We start from the raw sequence: 22,843 nt of genomic DNA on the forward strand, positions 1-22,843 counted from the left end.
GTCGCGGGCTCTGTCGTACCTGGGGGTTGTTACCAGTTGTGCTGCGGGTCGGACGGTGCCGGCAGTGGCATGCCCTCCGGGTGCAGCACGTAGACCAGTCCGCCCGAGTGCGGTACCCAGGCGTTCTCGAACGCGGTCCGGTCGTACGTCGTGCGCACCTGCTCGTCACTCGCGATCAGATGCGACGCCGGGTCGTTGACGACCACATTGCCGTCCTGGTCGAACCCGACGATCACCATCAGGTGCCCGTTGGTCCCGTACCCCGCACCGGGCAGGTCGCCCTTCTTGAACGACAGCGAGGCGATCAACGGGATCCCCGCCTTGATGAACTGCTCCGCCTCGGTCAGCGACCGCAGCCGGGTGACGAAAGCGTCCACTCCCCGCGAACCGGCGTACGCCGTGTTGAACGGCCAGTTCCCCGCTCCGTCGTAGGAGTAGTCGAAGACCGAACGGGCGGAGTGGTCCACCTGTGGGTCGGCGTCGGACGGGTCGACCCAGCCGCTCTCGGCCCGTGTCGGTCCGGCACCGTAGTAGTCCAGCACCATCGCGGTCGACGTCGCCGAGCACCAGGCCTCCCCACCACCGTCCCACTGCGGGTAGTGCCCGATATGCGTCTCCTGCGAGTACGTCGGTACGTCGAGCACGGTCCCCTCCGCGCCACCAAGGGGGCTCGCGGCAACCTTCTTGTCGGACGGCAACCGGGAGGCCATCGCCCCGACTGACCGGACCACGGGTGACTGCGTCGTACCGCTGAGCCGGTACAGCGTGACCTTGAGCTGCCAGCGGTCCAGCCACTGACCGGTCGCGGCCTGGAAGGTGTCGACGGCAACGGATCCGTTCGCATCACCCTGGCTCGGCACCGAGGTGCGGTGGATGTCGCCGGCCGTGGTGTCGTCGCCACCGGACCAGCGGCCGAGCACGTACCACTTGGTGGCCGTGCCGAGGTTCGTAGTACCGGCCATCGAGACCTCGACCCAGGTGCCCGGTGGCGTGCTCGCGTTCCAGGACGCGACCAGTTCGGTGAGGCCGAAGCCGGTGCTGACGTGTGGCGAGACCCAGCTGGTCTGGTCGTAGGTCTTCGCGGTGCCGTCGCCGAACGGATCGACGTACGACGTGGTGCCGGTCGACGTACCGAACGTGAGGGCGCCGTCCGTGACGGTCGTCCCGGACCCCTCGCCGGCCAGGAAGTCGGCGCTCGAAGTCCAGGTGCGGTAGGCGATCTCGCGCGCGGGCGCGACCTTGACAGCTTCGCTCGGCAACGCGCCGGCACTGAGCACGACCGCGCCGACAACGAGCGCGGTGACGGATCGGGCGGAGGTCATAGTTCGACGGTAATGGCCGCGACAGTCCCTGTCACTGGGGCGGCGTGGCGCGGTAAAAACTTACGAGCGCTGTTTCCATTCGTCGGCGAGCATCGCGAAGACCAGTTCGTCGGTCCACTCGCCCTTGAGGTACTCGTTCCGCACGAAATGCGCCTCCTGGCGCAGGCCGAGGCGCTTCAGCAGGTTCACCGAGCCGTCGTTGCGGTAGTCCAGCCGGGCGATGATCCGGTGCATCCCGAGCTCCTCGAACCCGAGCCGCAGCAACTCGACCGCCGCCTCCCGGGCGAACCCGCGACCGTGGAACTCCGGGTGGAACACGTACCCGATCTCGCCGGTGCGCTGCTCGACGTTGTTCATGAACAGCACGACCTCACCGACGTGCTGACCGGTGTCCCGGACGATGACCGCGGCGGTGAGCGCTTGACCGTCGCGGTCCATCGGCACGTCGGCCATCCGGCCGGCGAGCGCCTCCTGCACCTGCTCCGGCGTACGGACGTCGTACAGCAGGAAGCGGGTGACATCGGGGTTCGACTGCAGTTTCAGCAGGTCGTCGAAATCGGTCTCGACGTAGCGGCGCAGGGTCAGGCGGTCGGTCTCGATCGGCAGCGAATAGCTCACCGATCGAGACTATGCGACCGCCGCAACAGGTTTAGCCGTTGGCGAGGGCCTGCAGCCGCGACATGTCGCCGTTGAATCGGTCCTGGTCGATCGGCGACGAGCTGTACTGCCAGATGGTGTGGAACGGCCAGCCGCCCGGCAGCGTGCCCGGCGAGGAGGCGTACTTCGCGACCCACAGCGGGTTCGTGGAGTTGAAGGCGGTGCTGTTACCGGTGCAGCGCGTCCACCAGTCCAGGTTGGTGTAGATCGGTACGTCGCGGCCGGTGCGAGCCTTGTAGGTGTTGGCGAAGTCGCGGATCCAGCTGACCATCGCCGACGCGCTCAGCCCGTAGCAGGTCGCGCCGTACGGGTTGTACTCGATGTCGAGCGCACCCGGCAGCGTCTTGCCGTCCTTGGACCAGCCGCCGCCGTGCGCCAGGAAGTACGTCGCCTGGTTGGCGCCGCTGGAGTCGTTCGGGGTGGCGAAGTGGTAGGCGCCGCGGATCATGCCGACGTTGTAGGAACCGTTGTACTGCTGAGCGAAGTACGGGTTCGTGTAGTAGTTGCCCTCGGTCGCCTTCGTGTAGGCGAACCGCTTGCCCGCGCTCCACTGCGCGGCCCAGTTGACGTTGCCCTGGTGACTCGACACGTCGATACCTTCAACAGTTGCCGCCGGCGCCATCACGGCCGGCGTTGCCGCGGCAGTTGCTGCCGTGGTCTTGTTCTGCGTCCAGCCCATGTAGGCGTCGCCGGCGCGGTCGATGCCGTGCTGCCGGGCCTGGGTGGTGGGCTGGTGCGGGGTGCTTGCTTGGGCGGAGCCGACCGAGGCCAGGAGCAGGCCAAGGGTGACGGCGGCACCCGTGAAAAGGGCGGACTTCACGGTTTCCTCCAGAGCGATGAGGGGCGGACAGAGCGCTCGGAGTTGATTCTTACCCGGCCCGGGAAAGAATCAACCATTTCGTCTGTGATGCAGGTGAACAATTACCGAACCAGTCTGGCCGCCGCGATGAACGTGTTGCAGGACGCCGGACTCCGGCTCTTGAATGCGGGCGTGGTCCACAGCGGAAGGACTTCGCGGCTGCCGTGGTCCGGCTGCGTGCCGTACTCGTCACCCTGGTGGGAATGCAGGTAGTCCAGCTGGTACTTCATGTCGCCGGTGATCCGGAAGCTGGACTTGTTCGCGCCGAGGAAGACGTTGCCGAAACAGCTTGCCTGGAGCTCTTTGCGGCGACTGATCTCCAGCGCCTTGGTCTGCGACGACTCGTACTGCAGGTTCAGCTGGGCGGTCAGGATGCCGGTCATGTACTGGACGTGGTGGCCGAATTCGTGGGCGACGGTGTCCGCCATCGTCATCCGCTTCCAGTGGTTCTGGTACGAGACGTTGCTGTTCTGCCGCCAGAACTGGACGTCGGTACCGGCGTCCATGTAGATCGTGCGGTTCGTCGAGCAGTAGAACGAGATTCCGCCACCGCCACCACCCCCGCACGGACTCTCGGCGTACCCGGTGAACACGAGGAGCGTCGGCGCCGTGAACCGGCCGCCGGCCGCGGTCACCTGGCGTGGCCAGGCGCGCAGCAGGCAGGTGAGCACGCCGGCGTAGTACTTGCGGGCGTTGGGGAGGCTGGTCGGCCGGGAGGCCGGCTCGCGGCAGTTCACCGTCTTCATCACGCCGGTCTTGTAGATCCGGTTCTTCGTGACGATGGTGTTGTCCGACGGCTGCGGTGCCGTGGTCTGGGTCGGCTTCGGCTGGGTGGTGGTCCGAGTGGGGACCGGCTTCGGCTGTGTCGTCCGCGTTGCGGGCACTGTCGGTACCGTCGGCGCTGTCGTCGACGTCCCGGGGGTCGGCGCCGCGGAGGTCGTGTACGTCGGCTCGGGTTGCGTGTACTGGTCGTCGCGGTTGTGCTTGAGGATCGTGCTGACGGTCAGGAGCCCGACGACGGCCAGGCCCAGCAGCGCGATCGGAATCACGATGTACGGGGCCTTGCTCTTCTTCCTGGGCGGCGGGAAGCCGTTCGAACCGAACCCGAAACCCGGGCCCTGCGGAGGGCGCGGCGGCGGACCCCAGTACTGCTGCTGTCCACCGGGTGGCGGTCCGTACTGCGGCGGCGGTCCCTGCGGCGGCGGTCCCTGAGGAGGTGGTCCTTGCTGCTGCCCGGGGGGCGGCCCGTACGGTCCCTGGTACGACAAGAGTCCTCCTTTGCCTGGTGCCCGACATCTTGTCAAGAGGGCGTGTCACTTCCCGGTACCCTTGGTCGGTGACACTTCGCTTGTACGACACCGCGACAGCAGTAGTGAGGGATTTCGAACCGGTCCATCCGGGCAAGGTCGGGATCTACCACTGTGGGCTGACGGTGCAGGGTGCCCCGCATGTCGGGCACATCTACAAGGAAGTGGTCTTCGACGTCCTGCGCCGCTGGCTGGAGCGCTCCGGCTACGAGGTCACCGTGATCGCGAACGTGACCGACATCGAGGACAAGATCCTCGCCAAGTCCGCCGAGCGCGGCGTCCCGTGGTGGGCCCACGCCTACGAGTTCGAGCGCGAACTGCACTGGGCGTACGACGTGCTCGGCTGCCGCCCGCCGACGTACGAGCCGCGGGCCACCGGGCACATCCCGGAGATGCTCGAGATGATCGAGCAGCTGATCGAGCGCGGCCACGCGTACGTCGCTCCGGACGGCTCGGGTGACGTCTACTTCGACGTCCGCTCCTGGCCGGAGTACGGCGCCCTCTCGCACCAGAAGATCGACGACATGGAGGCCGCCGAGGACGCGGACCCGCGCGGCAAGCGCGACCCCCGCGACTTCGCCCTCTGGAAGGGGTACGTCGAGGGCACCCCGCGGACCGCCTCGTGGCCGACCCCGTGGGGCCGCGGCCGCCCGGGCTGGCACCTGGAGTGCTCGGCGATGGCGGGCAAGTACCTCGGCGACGAGTTCGACATCCACGGCGGCGGTCTGGACCTGCGGTTCCCGCACCACGAGAACGAGCTGGCCCAGTCGACCGCGGTCGGGCAGAAGTTCGCCCGGTTCTGGATGCACAACGCGCTGGTCACCACGGCCGGCGAGAAGATGTCGAAGTCGATGGGCAACAGCGCCGTCGTCCGGAACGTCGTCGAGCGGGTCCGTCCGATCGAGCTGCGGTACTACCTGGTGCAGTCGCACTACCGCTCGGTGGTCGAGTTCTCCTTCGAGGCGCTCGACGAGGCCGCGAAGAGCTTCCAGCGGCTCGAAGGGTTCGTGGACAGGGCCACCGAGGTGACCGGTGGGGTCGAGCCGGCGGCGGAGCTGCCGTCGGACTTCGTCACCGCGATGAACGACGACCTCGGGACGCCGGCCGCGGTCGCCGTTCTGCACAACACCGTCCGGGACGGGAACAAGCTGGTCGCCGACGGCGACTCCGCGGACCTGCGGGAGGTGCTCGCCTCGGTGCGTGGCATGCTCGGCGTGCTGGGCCTGGACCCGCTGACCGAGCCGTGGGTGTCGCGGGCCGGTGGCAGCGACGAGCTGACCGAGGTGGTCGACGGGCTGGTGAAGGCGCTGCTGGAGCAGCGGCAGGCCGCTCGGGAACGCAAGGACTACGCCGCCGCGGACGCCGTCCGCGACCGGCTGAAGGCGCTCGGCGTCGTCGTCGAGGACACCCCCCAGGGACCACGCTGGTCCCTCGCCACAACAACTGACGAAGGAAACTGACGTGCCAGGCAGCAGCCAGCGCAAGGGAGCCATCCGGAAGAAGCCGAAGGGCAACCCGACGGCCGGATCCGGTGGGCGGGTCCGCCGCGGACTGGAGGGCAAGGGCCCGACGCCGAAGGCGGTCGACCGGGTCAAGCACCCGGCGCACAAACGGGCCAAGGCGGCCGAACGCGCCAAGGAGCGGGAGCAGCGCGGCCGGCGCCCGGCGGGGCGCAGGGACGGCGACGCGACGGTCGAGTGGGTCTACGGGCGCAACCCGGTGGTCGAGGCGCTGCGCGCCGGCGTACCGGCCGCGGCCCTGCACGTTGCCGAGGGCACCGAGCGGGACGCCCGGCTGCGCGAAGCCCTGCTCGTCGCCGTCGAGACCGGTGTCTCGGTGCTCGAGGTGCCGCGGACGGAGCTCGACCGGGTCACCGCCGGCGGTTCGCACCAGGGCGTCGCGCTGCAGATCCCGCCGTACGAGTACGCGCACCCGGACGACCTGCTGGACCGGGCGCACGACGCGGGCGAGGTGCCGTTGATCGTGGCGCTCGACGGCGTCACGGACCCGCGCAACCTCGGTGCGATCACCCGCTCCGCGGCCGCCTTCGGCGCGCACGGAGTGGTTGTCCCGGAGCGTCGTACGGCGTCGATGTCGGCGTCGGCGTGGAAGACCTCGGCCGGTGCCGCGGCCCGGATCCCGGTCGCGCGGGCAGGCAACCTGAACCGCGCGCTGAAGTCCTACAAGGACGCCGGGCTGCTGGTGATCGGCCTGGACATGAACGGCGCCGTCGAGCTGCCCGATTTCGAGGCCGCGACCGAGCCGATCGTCTTGGTTATCGGCTCCGAGGGTAAGGGCCTGGCCCGCCTGGTCCGGGAGAACTGCGACCTGATCGTCTCCATCCCGATGACCAGCGCCACCGAGTCCCTGAACGCCGGCATCGCCGCCGGCGTGACGCTGTACGAGATCTCGCGCCGCCGGGGCTAGAAGACGAGTGTGGGGCCGGGGAGAGCTTCCCCGGCCCCACAGTCATGTCTGGATCAGTAGACGCTCACGCCGTAGCGGGAGAGCGCTTCGGTGACGGGCTGGAAGTAGGTGGTGCCGCCGGAGCTGCAGTTGCCGGAGCCGCCGGAGGTCAGTCCGAGCGCGACCGAACCGGCGAACAGCGCGCCGCCGGAGTCGCCGCCCTCGGCGCAGACGTTGGTGCGGATCAGGCCGGTGACGGTGCCTTCGGCGTAGTTCACCGTGGCGTTCGTCGCGGTGACCGAGCCGCTGTGCACACCGGTGGTGCTACCGCTGCGCTTGACCGCCTGACCAACAGTCGCGTTGCCGGCGGACGTGATGTCCTGCGTGCTGCCGTTGTACAGGTCCACCGTGCCGGGGTGGTTCGTGTACGACGTGCTGTACTTCACGATCGCGTAGTCGTTCCCGGGGAAGCTCGACCCGTAGGTCGTCCCGAGCAGCGTGGTCTTGCTGGAGTTGGAGTACCAGCTGGAGGCGATGTTGCCGCAGTGACCGGCGGTCAGGAAGTAGTAGGTGCTGCCGCTGCGCACGTTGAAGCCCAGCGAGCAGCGGTACTGCCCGCCGTAGATGGCGTCGCCGCCGGCGATGTACTTCGTCAGCTTGCCGGAGATCTTCTCCAGCGTGACCCGGTCACCGAACTGCTTGGTGACGCCGGTCAGCTTCGACAGCTTGGTGCCGCTGACGGTGTCGTCGTACGAGACGATGATCCGGCCGTCGGGATTGGTCTGCCACGCCGTACCGGGGATCGTCGCGTCCTTGCTGAGCGTGGACGTGATCGCGGTCGCGGACAGGGTGGACGGGTTGACCGGTGCGGCCGAGGCCTGCGTCGCCAGAAGTCCGGCGGTGGCAAGCCCGGCCGCGGCCAGGACAGCAGTGGTACGGCGGAAAGATGACAGGTTCACGGTTTCAGCCTCCTCACGAATCAGGACGCCAACGGGGCGGGACGTCCTTGACTTCAACCGTGAGCAGTCCTACCCACTCTTCTCCCTGAGTATTCAGGCAAACTCGGAGAGTGTCGGAGAGTAGGGGAAACCTCCGCCGCGAGAACCCTCAGTACCGTCAGTAGATGTAGACCCCGTACGCGTTCAGCGCCTCCACGACCGGCTGGAAGTAGGTCACGCCGCCCGACGTGCAGTCGCCGGAACCACCAGAGGTCAGTCCGAAGGCGTACTGCCGGTAGAACAGCGGACCACCCGAGTCGCCCGGCTCCGCGCACACGCTGGTCCGGATCAGGCCCGCCACGCGGCCGTCGCCGTAGTTCACGACCGCGTTCAGACCCGTCACCCGACCGCTGTGCAGACCGCTGGTGGCGCCGGAGCGGTACACCAACTGGCCGATACCCGGGTTCCTCGCGACGGTGATGTCCTGCGAGCGCCCGTTGTAGAGGTAGACGCTGCCGCCCGGCGGCTTCATCTTGATGTCGGTGCGGTAGACGACCAGCGAGTAGTCGTTCCACGGGTAGCTCGCGTGGTGCACCGCGCCGGTGTAGACCCGGTGGTTCGGGTCCTGGTACCAGCGGGCCGCGTCGACGCCGCAGTGACCGGCGGTGAGGAAGTAGTACTTACCGCGCCGCTGCACGTTGAAGCCGACCGAGCACTTGTAGTCGCCGCCGAACGTCGCCATTCCGCCGCTGATGTATTTCTGCAGCTTGCCGGGCAGCTTCTCCAGCTTCACGTTCGAGCCGAGCTGCTTCGTCAGACCGGTCAGCTTGGTCAGCTTCGTACCGGTGACGGTCGGGTCGTACGACACCACGACGGTGCCGTCCGGCTTGGTCATCCACGCCGTACCGGCGGTGTGGATCTGGTCGTTCAGTGTCTCGGTGATCGCTCGGGCGGACAGCCGGGGCGGCTTCACCGGATCCGCACTGGCCGGTACGGCGGCGGCCAGTGCGAGACCGGCGGCCGCCACCAGGGCCGCGGTTCTGCGGAGAGATTTCATGGTCATCAGCCTTCCGGGGCGTACGGCTCTGATGCGCTGTGTGGCAGCAAGAGGACGGGCACCCACCCTAATTGGCCGTGCGGTTCAGTCGAGGCGTAGGGAGTGCAGCACGAACGACGCCAGTTCGCGGTACGCCTCGGCGTCGTTCAGCCCGGTCCGGCGGGCGATGTCGCCGCGCTGGATGGCCTGCATGGTGTGCGCGATCATCTCGGCCGCGAACGCGATGTCGACCTGCCGGAACGTCTTGTGGTTGATGCCGTCCTCGATCAGCTGCCGGACCCGCTCGGCCGCGATCCGGGTGTTCCGCTCGTACACCGACCGGGCCGGCGCGAACGTGGCCACGTCGTCGAGGAAGGTCCGGCTGGCCGGCCGCAGCGCGTCCGCGACCGCACCCAGGTACGCCGCGATCCGGCGGTCGTGCCGGGTCTGCCGGCCGACCGCGGATTCCACCTGCGCGGTGGCATTCTTGAAGTAGTGCTTGACCACCTCGACGGCGAGCTGTTCCTTGCTCGGCGCCAGTGCGTACAGCGTCGTCTTGCTGCAGCGCAGCTCGGCGGCCAGGTCATCCAGGGTGAACCGGCTGAAGCCCTGCTCGAGGAACAGCGAGAGGAGTCGGTCGAGCAGCTCGGACTGCCGGCGGGTCCGCCGCCCCGGAACGACTGTTGTCATATCGAGACAGCATAGAACGATACTCAGCTATGTGCTTCAGTATCGTTCCGAGTATCATTTTGGGCAGTTGCGAGAGGGGGGGTTCCAGATGGCTGTCGACCGACTCCTGCCCACTGAAGAATCCGTTGATCTGCTCGCCCTGGTCCGTGACCTGTGCGAGCACGAGCTCGCTCCGCACGCCGCGCGCGCCGAGGAGAGCGAGACCTTTCCCCGGGACGCGTTCCGCACCCTCGGGAAGGCCGGCCTGCTCGGCCTGCCCTACCCGGAGCAGTACGGCGGCGCCGAGCAGCCGTACGAGGTGTACCTGCAGATGCTCGAGGAGATCGCGTCCGCCTGGATGTCGGTCGGGGTCGGGCTCTCGGTGCACACGATGACCAGCTACGGCCTGGCCACGTTCGGTAGCGACGAGCAGAAGGCGCGGCTGCTGCCGGAGATGGTCGGCGGGGAGTGGCTGGGCGCCTACGCGCTGTCCGAGCCGCAGGCCGGGTCCGACATCAGCTCGATGACCACGAAGGCCGTCCGGGACGGCGACGATTACGTCCTGAACGGGACGAAGGCGTGGATCAGCCACGGCTCGCACGCCGACTTCTACACGACCTTCGCCCGGACTTCGGACGACCGCAAGCACGGCATCACCGCGTTCCATGTGCCGGCCGGGGTGGCCGGGCTGAGCTTCGGGGCGCCGGAGCGGAAGATGGGCCTGACCGGTTCGACGACCACACTGGTGAACTACGACGACGTCCGGGTCCCGGCCGCGAACCTGATCGGCGCCGAGGGGGACGGCATGCGGATCGCGCTGTCCGCGCTCGACTCCGGCCGGCTCGGGATCGCCGCGTGTGCGACCGGCCTGGCGCAGGCGGCGCTCGACCTCGCGACGGCGTACGCGAAGGAGCGGCAGCAGTTCGGGCACGCGATCGCGGACTTCCAGGGTATGCAGTTCCTGCTTGCCGACATGTCCGCCGCGGTCGAGTCCGGGCGGGCGACGTACCTGCATGCGGCCCGGCGGCGGGATCTCGGCCGGACGTTCACCCGCGAGGCGGCAATCGCGAAGCTGGTCTGCACGGACGCGGCGATGAAGGTCACCACCGACGCGGTCCAGGTGCTCGGTGGGTACGGTTACACCCGGGAGTTCCCGGCCGAGCGGTACATGCGCGAGGCCAAGGTGACCCAGATCTTCGAAGGAACGAACCAGATCCAGCGGCTCGTCATCAGCCGCGACCTACTCAGGAGCGCTTCATGATCCTCAGCCCGTCCGATGTCGCCCTGGTGACCGGTGGTGGTTCCGGGCTCGGAGAGGCGACGGTACGGCGGCTTGCCGCGGACGGGCTCGCGGTCGTGATCGTGGACCTGCCCTCGTCACCGGGCAAGGCGGTCGCCGACGAGCTGGGCGACCGGGTGGTGTTCGCGCCGGGCGACGTCACGGACGAGGCCGCGGTGACTGCTGCGCTGGATGCCGCGGCGGAGCTCGGCACGCTGCGGGTGGTGGTGAACTGCGCCGGCGTCGCGACCCCGGGCCGGGTCGTCGGTCGTAAGGGCCCGTTGCCGCTGGCAACGTTCCGGCAGGTGATCGAGGTCAATCTGATCGGGACCTTCAACGTGCTCCGGCTCGCCGCCGAGCGGATGATCGCCGCGGAGCCCACCGCGGACGGTGATCGTGGCGTCGTGCTGATGACCGCGTCGATCGCGGCGTACGACGGTCAGATCGGGCAGGCGGCGTACGCGTCCAGCAAGGGCGGGATCGTCGCCCTCACGCTGACCGCCGCGCGCGACCTGGCCGACAAGGGCATCCGCGTCGTGACGATCGCGCCGGGCACGATGGAGACGCCGATGCTGGCCGGTCTGCCGGAGGAGACCCGGACGGTGCTCGAGCAGCAGGTCCCGCACCCGTCCCGGCTCGGCAAGCCGTCGGAGTACGCCGCCCTCGTCCGGCACGTCCTGGACAACCAGCTCCTGAACGGCGAGGTCATCCGCCTCGACGGCGCCCTCCGGATGCCGCCACGCTGATGCGGGTTCCCGCCGTTCTGCTGCGTGCGGGTTCGCCGTTCGTTCAGCTGTGGTGGCGGATCCGCAGGCCGACCACGTTCGGCGTCAAGGCCCTGCTGCGGCAGGCGGACGGCCGCTTCCTGGTCGTCCGCCACTCGTACGCCGACACCCGCCGCTGGGGCTTACCCGGTGGCGGCTACAAGCCCGACCGCGAGACCCCCGCCGAAGCGGCTGCGCGGGAGATCCACGAGGAGCTCGGGATCGTCGTACCGGCGGATGACTTCACCGTGCTCGACACCACCGTCACGACGTTCGAGGGCAAGCACGACACGTTGACGACGCTCACCGCGACCGTCGCCGGTGACGAGCTCCGCCGCTCGCCGGAGATCGCCGAGGCCCGCTGGATCAGCAGCCTCGACGACCTGGGCAATGCCCCGATTTCCCGCTGGCTCGTCAGGGCGCTGGACTGAACTTCAGCCACCGCACACCGTGCGCCGGCACGTCCCCATCGATGGGGTCACCCCACAGGTTCTGCGCGGAACCCTGCGCTGCAAGGGATTCCAGCGGAACGGACACCTCGCGTGGTGTCGACCCGGTCCAGAAGATCGCGGCGTACGAGCAGTCCTGTCCTCTCGCGGTCCACACGATCAGCTCGCCGTCGTCGAGCGGCTCGCGGATCACCTCACGGCCGTCGAAGGACGTCGTCAGGAGCTCGGCGAGCGCTGGATTCGCCAACAGGGCAAGGGTTTCCGGGGACGAGGTGGGGAGATCGCCACCCATCATCAGCGGCGAGCGACCCATCACCCACAGCGTGAGCAACGTCTTCTGCTCGTCGACAGTGAGTCGACTCGGGCGGTCGTCGCCGCGTTCGGCGCGGATGCCGATGTGGCCGAGCGGGAGCATGTCCGCGTCCGCCCAGGCGCCGGCCTGCTGGAACGGCGCCCACCGCGCCAGCCGGGCGAACTGCGCGTGCACGTCCTCCCACCGATCCCACAGGTCGTCGGAGATCCGCCACATCCGCGCGTTGGCCCGCAGATGGTCGACGTAATGCGTCGACAAGTGGGTGCCGGGCGACAGCGACAGCACGATGTCCCGCCTGCTCCGCTCGATCGCCCGCGCGTACGCCGCGATCTCACGCTCGTGGTACGGCGCCAGCATGTCGTCCGCCTTCACGAAATCCACCCCCCACGCGGCGAACTGCGCGACCTGCGCGTCGTAGTACGCCTGCGCGCCGGGGTGGTCGTGGTTCAGCCCGAAGTTGTCCGGGTTCCACGTGCAGACGTGCTCCCGGTCCGCGACCTCGCTCGCCGTCCACGACGTGCCGTGGATCGGCAGGTCGAGCTCGACCACCCGCCGCGGGATGCCGCGCATGATGTGCAGCCCGAACTTCAGCCCGAGCTCGTGCACCTTGGCGGCCAACGGCCCGAACCCCGCACCGTCGACGGCCGACGGGAACCGGTTGGGCGCGGGCAACTGCCGCCCGTAGTCGTCGAGCACCACCGGCGCGTTGTCGTTGTACCCGTGCGAGCGGGCGGTCGGGTCGTACCACGCGATGTCCACGACGATCGTGTCCCAGCCGGCGCCGAGCAACTGGTCGTGCATGACCTGCGCGTTCGCGAGTACTTCGGCCTCGGTGACCGTCGTACCGAAGCAGTCCCAGCTGTTCCACCCCATCGGCGGGGTCTGCGCGCTCACCATTCCGCGAACGAGCCGTCGTCGTGGCGGAAGACAGGGGAGCGCCAGCGGTGCGGGTCCGCTGCGGCCGCGCGGACCACGTCCTCATTGACCTCGATCCCCAGCCCGGGTCCGGTCGGGCGCTGCACGTGCCCGTCGGTGAAGGCGAACACCTCCGGGTCGACCAAGTAGTCGAGCAGGGCGTTGCCGCCGCCGTACTCGATGCCGAGGCTTTGTTCCTGAATCAGGAAGTTCGGGATGGCGAAGTCGATCTGCAGACTCGCGGCCAGCGTGATCGGTCCGAGCGGGCAGTGCGGGGCGACGCTGACGTCGTACGTCTCGGCCATCGCGGCGATCCGCCGTACCTCGGAGATGCCGCCGGCGTGGGAGATGTCGGGCTGCGCGACGGCGATGCCCGTGGTCAGGACGTCGCGGAAGTCCCAGCGGGAGAAGAGCCGTTCACCGGTGGCGATCGGGATGCTGGTCGACTCGGTGATCCGCCGCAGGTCGCGGGAGAACTCGGGGAGTACGGGCTCCTCGATGAACATCGGCAGCAGCGGCTCGAGCAGCGGCAGGATCTGGCGAGTGGCCGCCGTACTGAACCGGCCGTGGAAGTCGAGCGCGATGTCGACGCCGTCGCCGAGCGCGTCGCGCAGGGCCTCGACCCGGCTCACCGCGGCCCGGAGTTGAGCGGGCGACGGGATCGCGGGCAGCGCCTCGGACAGATTGAGCTTGAGGGCGGTGAATCCCTTCTCCACCTTGGCTTTGGCCTCGTCGACGAGCTGCGCGTTGTCGCGGCCGTGGACCCAGGTGTAGACGCGCGCCCGCTCCCGGACCGGTCCGCCGAGCAACTCGTGCACAGGGACCTCGTGATAGCGCCCCTTGATGTCCCACAGCGCCTGGTCGATCCCGGCCACCGCACTCGACAGCACCGGACCGCCGCGGTAGAAGCCACCCTTCGCCATCACCTGCCAGTGCTCCTCGATCCGCAGCGGATCCGCGCCGACCAGGTACTCCATCAGGGCCGCGACGGCGCCCTGCACGGCCTCAGCACGTCCCTCGACGATCGGCTCACCCCACCCGCTGATCCCCTCATCGGTGTCGATCCGCAAGAACTGCCACCGCGGCGCAACCAGGAACGTCTCGTACCCAACGATCTTCACAAAGCCTCATTCGGTTGGCGGTCTACGCGTGTAACCCTACTCAGCGCAACGGGGTCGAGGTGAGCAGAACTGCCTTGTGGACAACGCCTTCGCGCGGCCGGAACACCCGTACCTTCTCTGCCGACAATCAACACAGAGGCGGTGTCAGACAAATATGTACTATTTTGGAGTCATGGCTGAAGTTCCGATTCGGACGTTGAACCAGGAAACGGCCCGGGTGCTGGCCCGGGTCAAACAGGGCGAAGAGATCGACATCACCGAACGCGGCGTGGTCGTCGCCCGCCTCGTCCCGGCGAAGCCGTCGCCGTTGGCGCGCCTGATCGCGTCAGGCAGCTTCAGGCCGGCGTTGTACACAAACCCGATACCCCGGCCGAAGGGTGAGCTGCGCACGGACAACGAGGCCGGGGAGCTCCTCGAGCGGATGCGGGACGAGGAACGGTACTGATGATCTACCTGGACACGGCGGCGCTGGTGAAGCTTGTCCGGCTGGAGGTGGCATCGAACGAGCTCGCGGACTGGCTCGATGCGCAGGAGGATCGACTGCTGGTCTCATCCGCGCTTGCAGAGGTGGAGCTGCCACGAGCGCTTCGACGGAACGAGCCTGCCTTGGTGACCAGCGCACCCGTCGTGTTGTCGCGGATCGGCATCTGTGACGTCGACTCGACAGTGCGTTCGACCGCCGCCGGATACGACGATCCCTTGATCCGCGCGCTCGACGCTATTCATCTGGCAACAGCGGAGGTGGTCATCGGCGACGATCTGACCGCGTTCGTCACCTACGACCGCCGGCTCCTGGCCGCTGCCAAGGCGATAGGTCTGCCTGCGGCCAGTCCGGGAGCGTCCTGATCAGCGGGGCAGCGACGGGATGGGTTTGACGGCGTCGAAGAGGTCGGCGCCTTGGGTTTGGTGATGCGGGCCGGTCTGGATGAGGTTGAGGCCCGGCGGGCGGTAGTGAACGGAGCAGGTGGTGTAAGAGACGTGGACGGGCCACGACTGTTTGGCGGTGCGGAGGTGGACGACGTACTCACGAGGTGCCGGGTCCTGGCAGCCGGCTGGCCGCGGGCCTGGGCCTGAGTGTGGCTCGGGTGGACTGAGAAGTTCGCCGGCCAGTTCGGCAACCTGGTCCGACGGGACGCTCGAGCCGGCGATCAGCGTGCCGTTCCAGTACTCGCAGATCGAGGCCGCGGTGACCTGCGCCGTTGGCTCGCGGTCCGGTCCAGCGGCCGGTTGCCGGAAGCTGCAGCCGTAGTAGTCGGTGTCCGTTCGACGATGTCCAAGCGCCAGGAATCAAACGGTACGACGGTGGCTGGACCGAGGAGACGCGACTCATCGGCGGCGTGAATCTGAGCGTGCGGACCTGGGACGACGCGCTCCGCCGTACCATCCTCGACTCGGCGCGACCGACGGCGCCCCGTTGGGTGACCCACTCGTCGAAGTCGGGTGTCTGCATCCGGCGCCTCCCACCCTGTTCACGCCGGTGCGGCCCCGAACGTTGCAAGGGTCAGTCGGGCTCGGGGACGCCGGGGGTCGGGAGGGCGAGCTTCTCGTCGGGTTTTGCGGAGAGTACGTCGTTCACGTACGAGCGGGCCGCTTCCATGGTGTCGACCTCGTGGCCGGCCTGTTCGGAGAGGAACCAGCGGTGCTCGAGGACCTCGTGGAAGACCTCGGCGGGCTCGAGCTTGCGGCGCAGGTTCCGGGGGACGGACCGGACGACGGGCTCGAAGACGTCGGTCAGCCACTGGTGGGCGACGATCTCCTCGTCCTCGTTCTGCTGGTCGGTGGCGGCGGCGAACGAGTCCAGGTCGTTCAGCAACCGGCGCGCCTGGTTCTCCTCGACGTCCAGGCCGGTGAGCCGCAGCAGCCGCCGCGAGTGGTGGCCGGCGTCGACGACCTTCGGCTGGATCCGGACCTGGCTGCCGTCCCAGTCGGTGATGATGTCGATCTCGGCGACGTCGAAGCCGAGCTCGTTCAGGCGCCGGATCCGCGAGTCCAGCCGGTGCATCTCGTCGTTGGCGAACTCCTCCGGCGCGGTCAGCTCGGCCCACAGCGCCTCGTACCGCTTCTGGATCGACTCGACGGTCTCCTGCGGGTCGATCGACTCGTCGAGCAGACCGCCCTCCTGCAGGTCGAGCAGTTCGCCGAACAGGTTGATCTCCGCGGTGTAGAGGTCGTGCGCCCGCTGGCCGTCGGAGATGTCCTGGTGCAGCTCACCGGTCTCGGCATCCACCAGGTACGCCGCGAACGCGCCCGCATCGCGCCGGAACAAGGTGTTGGACAGTGAACAGTCGCCCCAGAAGAAGCCGAGCAGGTGCAGCCGGACGATCAGCGCGACGAGCGCGTCGATCAGCCGGTTCACCGTGTCCGGCCGCAGCGTGCTGGAGAACAGTGCGCGGTACGGCAGGGAGAACTGCAGATGCCGGGTGATCAGGATCGAGTCGATCGGCTCGCCGTTGCGGTCCACCCGGTCGGTGATCACACCGACCGGTTCGACCGAGGGGGCCTCCAGGCGTTCGAGGTCGCGGAGCAGGCGGTACTCGTGCATCGCGAGATGTTCGAGGACCTCCTTGATCGCGTACACGCTGCCGTTGACCCGGACGAAGCGGACCACGTGCCGCGAGATACCGCGCGGCAGCGCGACCAGCTGGTCCTCGGGCCAGTCCTCCAGCGGGACGTCCCACGGAAGCGACAGCAGACCGGTGTCCGGGCGGGTAGCGACAAATCGGGGCACGGACACCAGTCTGTCAGCAAGCTGACCTCGCAGGGAGCCGATCCGCCCCGCGAAACGGCGTACGCAAGCTCTTGCAAATTCTTGCGTTGAAAGGCGTAGGGTTTGCGTCATGACACGACGACTTGCAGAGGTGGCCAAGAAGGTCGGCGTCAGTGAAGCGACCGTGAGCCGCGTCCTGAACGGGAAGCCCGGCGTGTCCGAGGCGACCCGGGAAGCCGTCCTGACCGCCCTCGACGTGCTCGGGTACGAGCGGCCCACGCAGCTTCGAGGCGATCGCGCGCGACTCGTCGGCCTGGTGCTGCCGGAGTTGCAGAACCCGATCTTTCCCGCGTTCGCCGAGGTGGTCGGCGGCGCGCTCGCGCAGCAAGGGTTCACGTCGTTGCTCTGCACCCGGACGGTCGGCGGCGTGTCCGAGGCCGATTACGTCGACCTGCTGCTCCAGCAGCAGGTGTCCGGCGTGGTGTTCGCCGGCGGTTTCTACGCCCAGGCGGACGCGCCGCACCAGCACTACGAACTGATCCAGGAGCGGAAGCTGCCGACCGTGCTGGTGAACGCGGCGGTCGACCACCTCGGCTTCCCGCAGGTCTCGTCGGACGATCACGTCGCCGCGGAGATGGCGATCGGGCACCTGCGGGCGCTCGGTCACCGCCGGATCGGGATGGTGCTCGGCCCACGCGACCACATCCCCTCGCGCCGCAAACTGGACGCCTACCTGGCCGCGGAGGAGGCGGATCCGGAGCTCGTCGAGCACACGATGTTCTCCCTCGAGGGCGGGCACGCGGCCGCCACCCGGCTGGTCGGCCGCGGCGTCACCGGCATCGTCTGCGCCAGCGACATCCTTGCCCTCGGCGCCATCCGCGCGGTCCGCCGGGCCGGTCTGAGCGTCCCCGACGAGGTCTCGGTGATCGGGTACGACGACTCCGCGATGATGAACTGCACCGACCCGCCGCTGACCACCGTGCGGCAGCCGATCGACGCGATGGGTCGGGCCGCCGTCGACATGCTGATCGCGCTGATCGAGCGCGCCGTCCTCCCCGCCGACGAGCTGCTTTTCGAGCCGGAACTCGTCGTACGCGCCTCCACCGCGCGGGCTCGCAGCTAAGCCTCCGGGCAGCTCCCAGCAGCCGCTGACCTCTCAGGTCGGCGGCTGCTGTCGTCTGCCTTCTGGCGCCCAATCTCCAGAGAAAGTCACGTTTTTGCAATCCCCAATTGAAGTATTGCGTCCATGCGTCGAGTTCCCTACGGTGTCCCCACGATCTGAGGGAGAGGGTGGAAATGAGGACAACGCGCCGCGGGCTCAGCCTGCTGCTGGTCGCGGGACTCGGGCTGGTGGCCGCGTCCTGTGGGTCGGACGACGCGAAGAAGTCGTCCGCCGGGGGCTCGGCCGACGGGCCGGTGACGATCACGGTCGGCTGCGAGCCGCCGAAGAGCAACCCGAAGGAACGCGAGGCCTGGGAGGCGGACGTCGCCGCGTTCCAGAAGCTGCATCCGAACATCACGGTCCAGGGCAAGGACGCCTTCCCCTGCATCAACCCGGACACGTTCCAGGCGAAGCTCGCCGGCGGGACGCAGGAGGACGTCTTCTACGTCTACTACACCGACGTGCAGAAGATCATCGCGAAGAAGCAGGCCGCCGACATCAGCCAGTACGTCGGCAGCGTGAAGCCGCTGAACGACCTGCGCAAGGACGTGATGAGCGTCTTCAAGGACGCCGACAAGACCTACGGCCTGCCGCGGAACAACTACAACATGGGCCTGGTCTACAACCGGAAGCTGTTCACCCAGGCCGGTCTGGACCCGGCGAACCCGCCGAAGACCTGGGAAGAGGTCCGCGCGGCCGCGAAGAAGATCGCCGCGCTCGGCCCGGCGTACGTCGGGTTCGGTGAGTACTCGGCCGGGAACACCGGCGGCTGGCACTTCGCCGCGGAGCTGTACGCGCGGGGCGGGTCGATGGTCGGCGACGACGGGAAGACCGCCGCGTTCAACAGCGACGAGGGCAAGGCGGTGCTGGAGAACCTGCAGAAGATGCGCTGGGAGGACAACTCCATGGGCAGCAAGCAGCTGCTCCAGTGGGAGGACCTGATGCGCATGATGGGTGGCGGCAAGCTCGGCATGATGATCGGTGCGCCGGACGTCGTGCAGTCGGTGAACAACGACTTCAAGGGCAAGTTCGACGACTACGGCGTGACCGCCGTACCGGAGTCCGAGGGGAAGTCGTCGCTGAGTGGTGGTGACGGGTACATGTTCAACCCGAAGGCTTCGCCGGAGAAGATCAAGGCCGGTCTGCAGTGGCTCGAGTTCCACGAGCTGACACCGGGGCAGGGACAGTTCAACTACGAGCGGTCCAAGCAGCAGGGCCGTCCGGTCGGGTTGCCGATCCCGGACCTGTACGGGACGAGTGCCCCCGGCAACGAGATCAACGCGCTCCGGAAGCAGTACGCGACGGTTCCGGTGGACAACTTCACGCCGTACGTCAGCGCGCAGGGCGACATCACCAACAAGCTCGAGCCCCCGAAGGCACAGGAGCTGTACGCCGTCCTCGACGTCGCGATGTCCGCGGTCCTCACCCGCCAGAACGCCGACATCAACAAACTCCTGAGCGACGCCGAGTCGAAGGCCAACAAGATCCTCGCGAAGAACACCTGATGGTCGAGGACACCACAACAAACACCCGCCGCCCCCGCTCCGCGGGGACGGCGGGTGCGGGGCGGCGGTCGGTGGTGGTGATTGGCTCTGACGAACACCCCACCCCCGACACCACGGGTGCGCTGCGAAGGGCCGTGGGGCGAAATCTCACGGCGTACGGGTTCTTGTGTGGGGCTTTGGTCTGTTTCGCCTTGTTCTCCTGGTATCCGATGGTTCGCGAGGTGGTGCTGAGTTTTCAGCAGAACAACTTCGTGGATCCGGGCCAGTGGGTCGGGTTCGACAACTTCCGCACGGTGATCGCGGACCCGGCGTTCCGCGCGGCGTGGTTGAACACGGCGGCGTTCAGCGGGCTCGCGCTGGTGATCGGGTACGCCGTCCCGTTCGTCCTCGCCGTCGTACTCAACGAACTGAAGCACGCGAAGGCCTACCTGCGCTTCGTCGTGTACCTCCCGGTGATGCTGCCGCCCGCAGTCGCCGTACTCCTGTTCAAGTGGTTCTACGACCCAGGAGCCGGCCTCTTCAACCAGGCGCTCGACGCGGTCCACCTCCCGCCGCTCAGCTGGCTCGACTCCACGAGTACGGCGCTGATCAGCCTGGTGATCGTGTCGACCTGGATGAACCTCGGCACCGGCACCCTCATCTACCTGGCAGCGCTGCAGAGCATCCCCGGCGACCTCTACGAGTCGGCCGAGCTCGACGGGGCAGGCCTGTTCCGGAGGGTCTGGCATGTGACGATCCCGCAGACCAAGCTGATCCTGCTGGTGATGCTGCTCCTGCAGGTCGTCGCGACCATGCAGGTCTTCATCGAGCCGTACCTGCTCACCGGCGGCGGCCCCGAGAACGCGACCGTCACGGTCGCCTACCTGATGTACCAGTACGCGTTCAACTTCGGCGACTTCGGCGGCGGCTCCGCGCTCGGTCTGATGCTGATGATCGTGCTGCTGGTCTTCTCCACCATCTACCTACGCGTCTCGCGAGAGGAGGACGCCCGATGAGGACCCTCGTGTCCCCGCTCGCCCTCCGGACCCCGCACGGCCGGATCATCTACTGGACGATCCTGGCCGTGACGGTGATCGGCTCCACCGGCGCGTTCGTGTTCCCGCTGTACTGGATGGTGACCGGCGCGCTCAAGTCACCCGACGAGCTCGCGCAGATCCCGCCGAGCTTCTTCCCGAAGCACTTCGACTTCAGCGTCTACAAGGACGCGTGGGACCAGCTCCAACTCGGCGTCTTCCTGAAGAACACGGTCCTGTACGCCGGCGGCGCGTGGCTGTTCACGCTCGCGGTCGACGTGACCGCGGCGTACGCGCTGTCGAAGCTGCGACCGATGTTCGGGAAGCTCGTGCTCGGGGCGATGCTGGCGACGTTGATGATCCCGCCGATGGTGCTGCTGCTGCCGACGTACCTGGTGGCGAAGGATCTGCCGATCTTCCATCTGGACCTGCTGAACACCCCGTGGGCGATCTGGTTGCCGGCGGCAGCGAACGGCTTCTTCGTGTTCCTGCTGAAGCGATTCTTCGACTCGATCCCGAAGGAGCTGCTGGAGGCCGCCGAGATCGACGGCGCGTCGCCGCTGCGAATCCTCTGGTCGATCGTGCTGCCGGTGTCCCGGCCGATCATCGGCGTGGTGTCGATCCTGTCGGTCGTGACGGTGTGGAAGGACTTCGTCTGGCCGCTGCTGGTGCTGCCGGAAACGGAGAAGATGTCGATCAGCGTCGGCATCGCGTCGCTGTCCGCACAGATGCCGCAGAACGTCCTGATCGCGTCGCTGGTGATCGCCAGCCTTCCCACAATCCTCGTGTTCTTCGTGTTCCAGAGAAGCATCATGGCGGGCCTCACCGCCGGAAGTCTGAAAGGTTAAGGAGATTGATGGCCGGCGAATGGTGGCGGGGAGCTGCGATTTATCAGGTCTATCTGCGGAGTTTTGCCGACGGCAACGACGACGGTGTCGGTGATCTTGCCGGGTTGCGCGCGAAACTGCCGTACCTGGCGGATCTCGGCATCGACGCGATCTGGCTGAACCCGTGGTACCCGTCCCCGATGGCCGACGGCGGGTACGACGTCGCGGACTACCGCGCGATCGACCCGGCGTTCGGCACCCTCGCGGAGGCCGAGGCGTACATCGCGGAGGCGCACGCACTCGGCATCCGCACGATCATCGACATCGTGCCGAATCATGGGTCCGACCAACAGGACTGGTTCGTCCAGGCGCTGCAGGCCGGCCCGGGCTCACCCGAGCGCGCACGGTTCCTGTTCCGCCCGGGCCGCGGTGACGGTCCGCCCAACGACTGGCAGTCGATCTTCAACGGTCCCGCGTGGACCCAGGTCCCGGACGGCGAGTGGTACCTGCACCTGTTCGCTCCCGAGCAGCCGGACTTCAACTGGCGCAATCCCGAGGTGGTCGAGGAGTTCCACGACATCCTCCGATTCTGGCTCGACCGTGGCGTCGACGGGATCCGGATCGACAGTGCCGCCGTACTGTTCAAGGACCTGGACAGCGTCGAGGAGTCGTACACCGACCACGACGAGGTGCACGAGGTGTACCGCGGCTGGCGGCAGGTCTCGGACGCGTACGACGACCGGTTCTTCGTCGGCGAGATGTGGATGCCGGACCAGGAACGGTTCGCGCTCTACCTGCGGCCGGACGAGATGCAGACCGCGTTCAACTTCGACTTCCTGTCCCGCCCCTGGGAGGCCGCGGAGCTCCGGGCGTCGATCGATCTCACGCTGTCGACCCACGTCCCGATCGGCGCGCCGCCGACCTGGGTGCTGTCGAACCATGACGTGACCCGCCCCGTGACGAAGTACGGCCGGCCGGACACGTCCTTCTCGCACCAGGACCGGAAGCACGGCATGCGGACCGATCTGGTGCTCGGCGAACGCCGGGCCCGCGCCGCGGCGCTGCTCGCGATGGCGCTGCCGGGCGGTCTGTACGTCTACCAGGGTGAGGAAGTCGGCCTTCCCGAGGTCGAGGACCTGCCGGACGACGTACTGCAGGACCCGATCTTCGCCCGCTCGGGAGGTACCGATCGCGGCCGAGATGGTTGCCGAGTGCCCCTACCGTGGTCCGGCAAGGAGCCGCCGTTCGGCTTCGGCAGCGGTACGCCGTGGCTCCCGCAACCGCGCGACTGGAAGAACCTCACCGTCGAGTCCCAGCACGACGACCAGAACTCGATGCTCACGCTCTACCGCACCGGCCTCCGCCTGCGCCGCGGTCTCCTCGGCGACGGCACGCTCACCTGGCGCGACGCGCCCGCCGACGTCCTCGTCTTCGAACGCGAGAACCTCACCTGCATCACCAACCTGAGCGCCGCCCCAGTCGACCTCCCGCCCCACAAGGAGGTCCTCCTCACCAGCATTCCCCTCGACAACGGCCGCCTTCCGAGCGATGCGACCGCTTGGATCCGCTGACCTCGAACAGCAGCAGAGGACCT

General features: G+C 68.0%; 22 protein-coding genes. 12 read left to right on the forward strand and 10 right to left on the reverse strand.

The window, feature by feature from the left end:
- Positions 1-29: 29 nt before the first annotated feature.
- The 4 genes from AC0662_RS13080 to AC0662_RS13095 form a co-directional block, all read right to left on the reverse strand.
- Complete coding sequence (locus AC0662_RS13080) at positions 30-1,322, reverse strand: peptidase C39 family protein (protein WP_478300545.1); 1,293 nt, start codon at positions 1,320-1,322, stop codon at positions 30-32.
- A gap of 60 nt (positions 1,323-1,382) precedes the next feature.
- The gene (locus tag AC0662_RS13085) at positions 1,383-1,940 is read right to left on the reverse strand and encodes a GNAT family N-acetyltransferase (protein WP_452203278.1); all 558 of its coding nucleotides are present in this window, start codon (positions 1,938-1,940) and stop codon (positions 1,383-1,385) included.
- A 31-nt stretch (positions 1,941-1,971) separates the two neighbouring features.
- Positions 1,972-2,799 (reverse strand): lysozyme, encoded by an 828-nt coding sequence (locus tag AC0662_RS13090; protein WP_452203279.1) that lies wholly within the window; start codon positions 2,797-2,799, stop codon positions 1,972-1,974.
- Between the two features lie 101 nt (positions 2,800-2,900).
- Positions 2,901-4,106: a neutral zinc metallopeptidase gene (locus tag AC0662_RS13095; RefSeq protein ID WP_478300547.1), complete on the reverse strand. Its 1,206-nt coding sequence runs from the start codon at positions 4,104-4,106 to the stop codon at positions 2,901-2,903.
- 68 nt (positions 4,107-4,174) lie between these two features.
- Between AC0662_RS13095 and cysS the strand changes: the two genes are divergently transcribed.
- Both cysS and rlmB read left to right on the forward strand, forming a co-directional pair.
- Positions 4,175-5,605 (forward strand): cysteine--tRNA ligase, encoded by a 1,431-nt coding sequence (gene cysS, locus AC0662_RS13100; RefSeq protein ID WP_452203281.1) that lies wholly within the window; start codon positions 4,175-4,177, stop codon positions 5,603-5,605.
- A gap of 1 nt (position 5,606) precedes the next feature.
- Positions 5,607-6,572, forward strand: a complete 966-nt coding sequence (gene rlmB / locus AC0662_RS13105; RefSeq protein ID WP_452203282.1) for a 23S rRNA (guanosine(2251)-2'-O)-methyltransferase RlmB — start codon at positions 5,607-5,609, stop codon at positions 6,570-6,572.
- Positions 6,573-6,625: 53 nt separating this feature from the next.
- Here the strand turns inward: rlmB and AC0662_RS13110 are convergent, their stop codons facing one another.
- From AC0662_RS13110 to AC0662_RS13120, 3 genes are all read right to left on the reverse strand, one after another.
- A complete protein-coding gene (locus AC0662_RS13110; RefSeq protein WP_452203283.1) occupies positions 6,626-7,510 on the reverse strand; it encodes a S1 family peptidase in 885 nt (294 codons plus the stop codon).
- 157 nt (positions 7,511-7,667) lie between these two features.
- Complete coding sequence (locus AC0662_RS13115; protein WP_478300550.1) at positions 7,668-8,546, reverse strand: S1 family peptidase; 879 nt, start codon at positions 8,544-8,546, stop codon at positions 7,668-7,670.
- 84 nt (positions 8,547-8,630) lie between these two features.
- Positions 8,631-9,215, reverse strand: coding sequence for a TetR/AcrR family transcriptional regulator (locus tag AC0662_RS13120; protein ID WP_452203285.1), 585 nt, complete (start codon positions 9,213-9,215; stop codon positions 8,631-8,633).
- Between the two features lie 88 nt (positions 9,216-9,303).
- On the opposite strand from AC0662_RS13120, the gene AC0662_RS13125 reads away from it, so the two are divergent.
- From AC0662_RS13125 to AC0662_RS13135, 3 genes are read left to right on the forward strand one after another with little or no spacing between them, the layout of a single operon-like run.
- Entirely contained in the window at positions 9,304-10,455 is a 1,152-nt protein-coding gene (locus tag AC0662_RS13125) for an acyl-CoA dehydrogenase family protein (protein ID WP_452203286.1), read from the forward strand.
- Positions 10,452-11,219 carry an SDR family NAD(P)-dependent oxidoreductase gene (locus tag AC0662_RS13130; protein ID WP_452203287.1) on the forward strand — a complete coding sequence of 256 codons (768 nt, stop codon included), beginning with the start codon at positions 10,452-10,454 and terminating at the stop codon, positions 11,217-11,219. Before AC0662_RS13125 ends, AC0662_RS13130 begins: the two co-directional genes overlap by 4 nt.
- Positions 11,219-11,668, forward strand: a complete 450-nt coding sequence (locus AC0662_RS13135) for an NUDIX domain-containing protein (RefSeq protein ID WP_478300552.1) — start codon at positions 11,219-11,221, stop codon at positions 11,666-11,668. Before AC0662_RS13130 ends, AC0662_RS13135 begins: the two co-directional genes overlap by 1 nt.
- Here AC0662_RS13135 and AC0662_RS13140 read toward each other — a convergent pair.
- Positions 11,652-12,872 (reverse strand): glycoside hydrolase family 27 protein, encoded by a 1,221-nt coding sequence (locus AC0662_RS13140; protein WP_478300554.1) that lies wholly within the window; start codon positions 12,870-12,872, stop codon positions 11,652-11,654. The genes AC0662_RS13135 and AC0662_RS13140 overlap by 17 nt on opposite strands.
- A gap of 17 nt (positions 12,873-12,889) precedes the next feature.
- Positions 12,890-14,035 carry a galactonate dehydratase gene (gene dgoD / locus AC0662_RS13145; RefSeq protein ID WP_478300556.1) on the reverse strand — a complete coding sequence of 382 codons (1,146 nt, stop codon included), beginning with the start codon at positions 14,033-14,035 and terminating at the stop codon, positions 12,890-12,892.
- A 172-nt stretch (positions 14,036-14,207) separates the two neighbouring features.
- Here dgoD and AC0662_RS13150 point away from each other — a divergent pair, with 172 nt between their 5' ends.
- Both AC0662_RS13150 and AC0662_RS13155 read left to right on the forward strand, forming a co-directional pair.
- On the forward strand, positions 14,208-14,480 hold the full coding sequence (locus AC0662_RS13150; protein WP_452203291.1) for a type II toxin-antitoxin system Phd/YefM family antitoxin: 273 nt from the start codon (positions 14,208-14,210) through the stop codon (positions 14,478-14,480).
- Positions 14,480-14,881, forward strand: coding sequence for a type II toxin-antitoxin system VapC family toxin (locus AC0662_RS13155; protein ID WP_452203292.1), 402 nt, complete (start codon positions 14,480-14,482; stop codon positions 14,879-14,881). Before AC0662_RS13150 ends, AC0662_RS13155 begins: the two co-directional genes overlap by 1 nt.
- A gap of 655 nt (positions 14,882-15,536) precedes the next feature.
- Here the strand turns inward: AC0662_RS13155 and AC0662_RS13160 are convergent.
- The gene (locus AC0662_RS13160; RefSeq protein ID WP_478300558.1) at positions 15,537-16,763 is read right to left on the reverse strand and encodes a DUF4032 domain-containing protein; all 1,227 of its coding nucleotides are present in this window, start codon (positions 16,761-16,763) and stop codon (positions 15,537-15,539) included.
- A gap of 109 nt (positions 16,764-16,872) precedes the next feature.
- Here AC0662_RS13160 and AC0662_RS13165 point away from each other — a divergent pair, with 109 nt between their 5' ends.
- From AC0662_RS13165 to AC0662_RS13185, 5 genes are all read left to right on the forward strand, one after another.
- Positions 16,873-17,865 carry a LacI family DNA-binding transcriptional regulator gene (locus AC0662_RS13165; RefSeq protein WP_452203294.1) on the forward strand — a complete coding sequence of 331 codons (993 nt, stop codon included), beginning with the start codon at positions 16,873-16,875 and terminating at the stop codon, positions 17,863-17,865.
- A gap of 173 nt (positions 17,866-18,038) precedes the next feature.
- Entirely contained in the window at positions 18,039-19,409 is a 1,371-nt protein-coding gene (locus tag AC0662_RS13170; RefSeq protein ID WP_452203295.1) for an ABC transporter substrate-binding protein, read from the forward strand.
- A gap of 209 nt (positions 19,410-19,618) precedes the next feature.
- Entirely contained in the window at positions 19,619-20,404 is a 786-nt protein-coding gene (locus tag AC0662_RS13175) for a carbohydrate ABC transporter permease (protein WP_452203296.1), read from the forward strand.
- Positions 20,401-21,270 (forward strand): carbohydrate ABC transporter permease, encoded by an 870-nt coding sequence (locus AC0662_RS13180; RefSeq protein WP_478300560.1) that lies wholly within the window; start codon positions 20,401-20,403, stop codon positions 21,268-21,270. The genes AC0662_RS13175 and AC0662_RS13180 overlap by 4 nt, the downstream gene beginning before the upstream one ends.
- An 8-nt stretch (positions 21,271-21,278) precedes the next feature.
- A complete protein-coding gene (locus AC0662_RS13185) occupies positions 21,279-22,820 on the forward strand; it encodes a glycoside hydrolase family 13 protein (RefSeq protein ID WP_478300562.1) in 1,542 nt (513 codons plus the stop codon).
- Positions 22,821-22,843: the final 23 nt, after the last annotated feature.

This window comes from Kribbella sp. NPDC043289, from assembly GCF_056436705.1.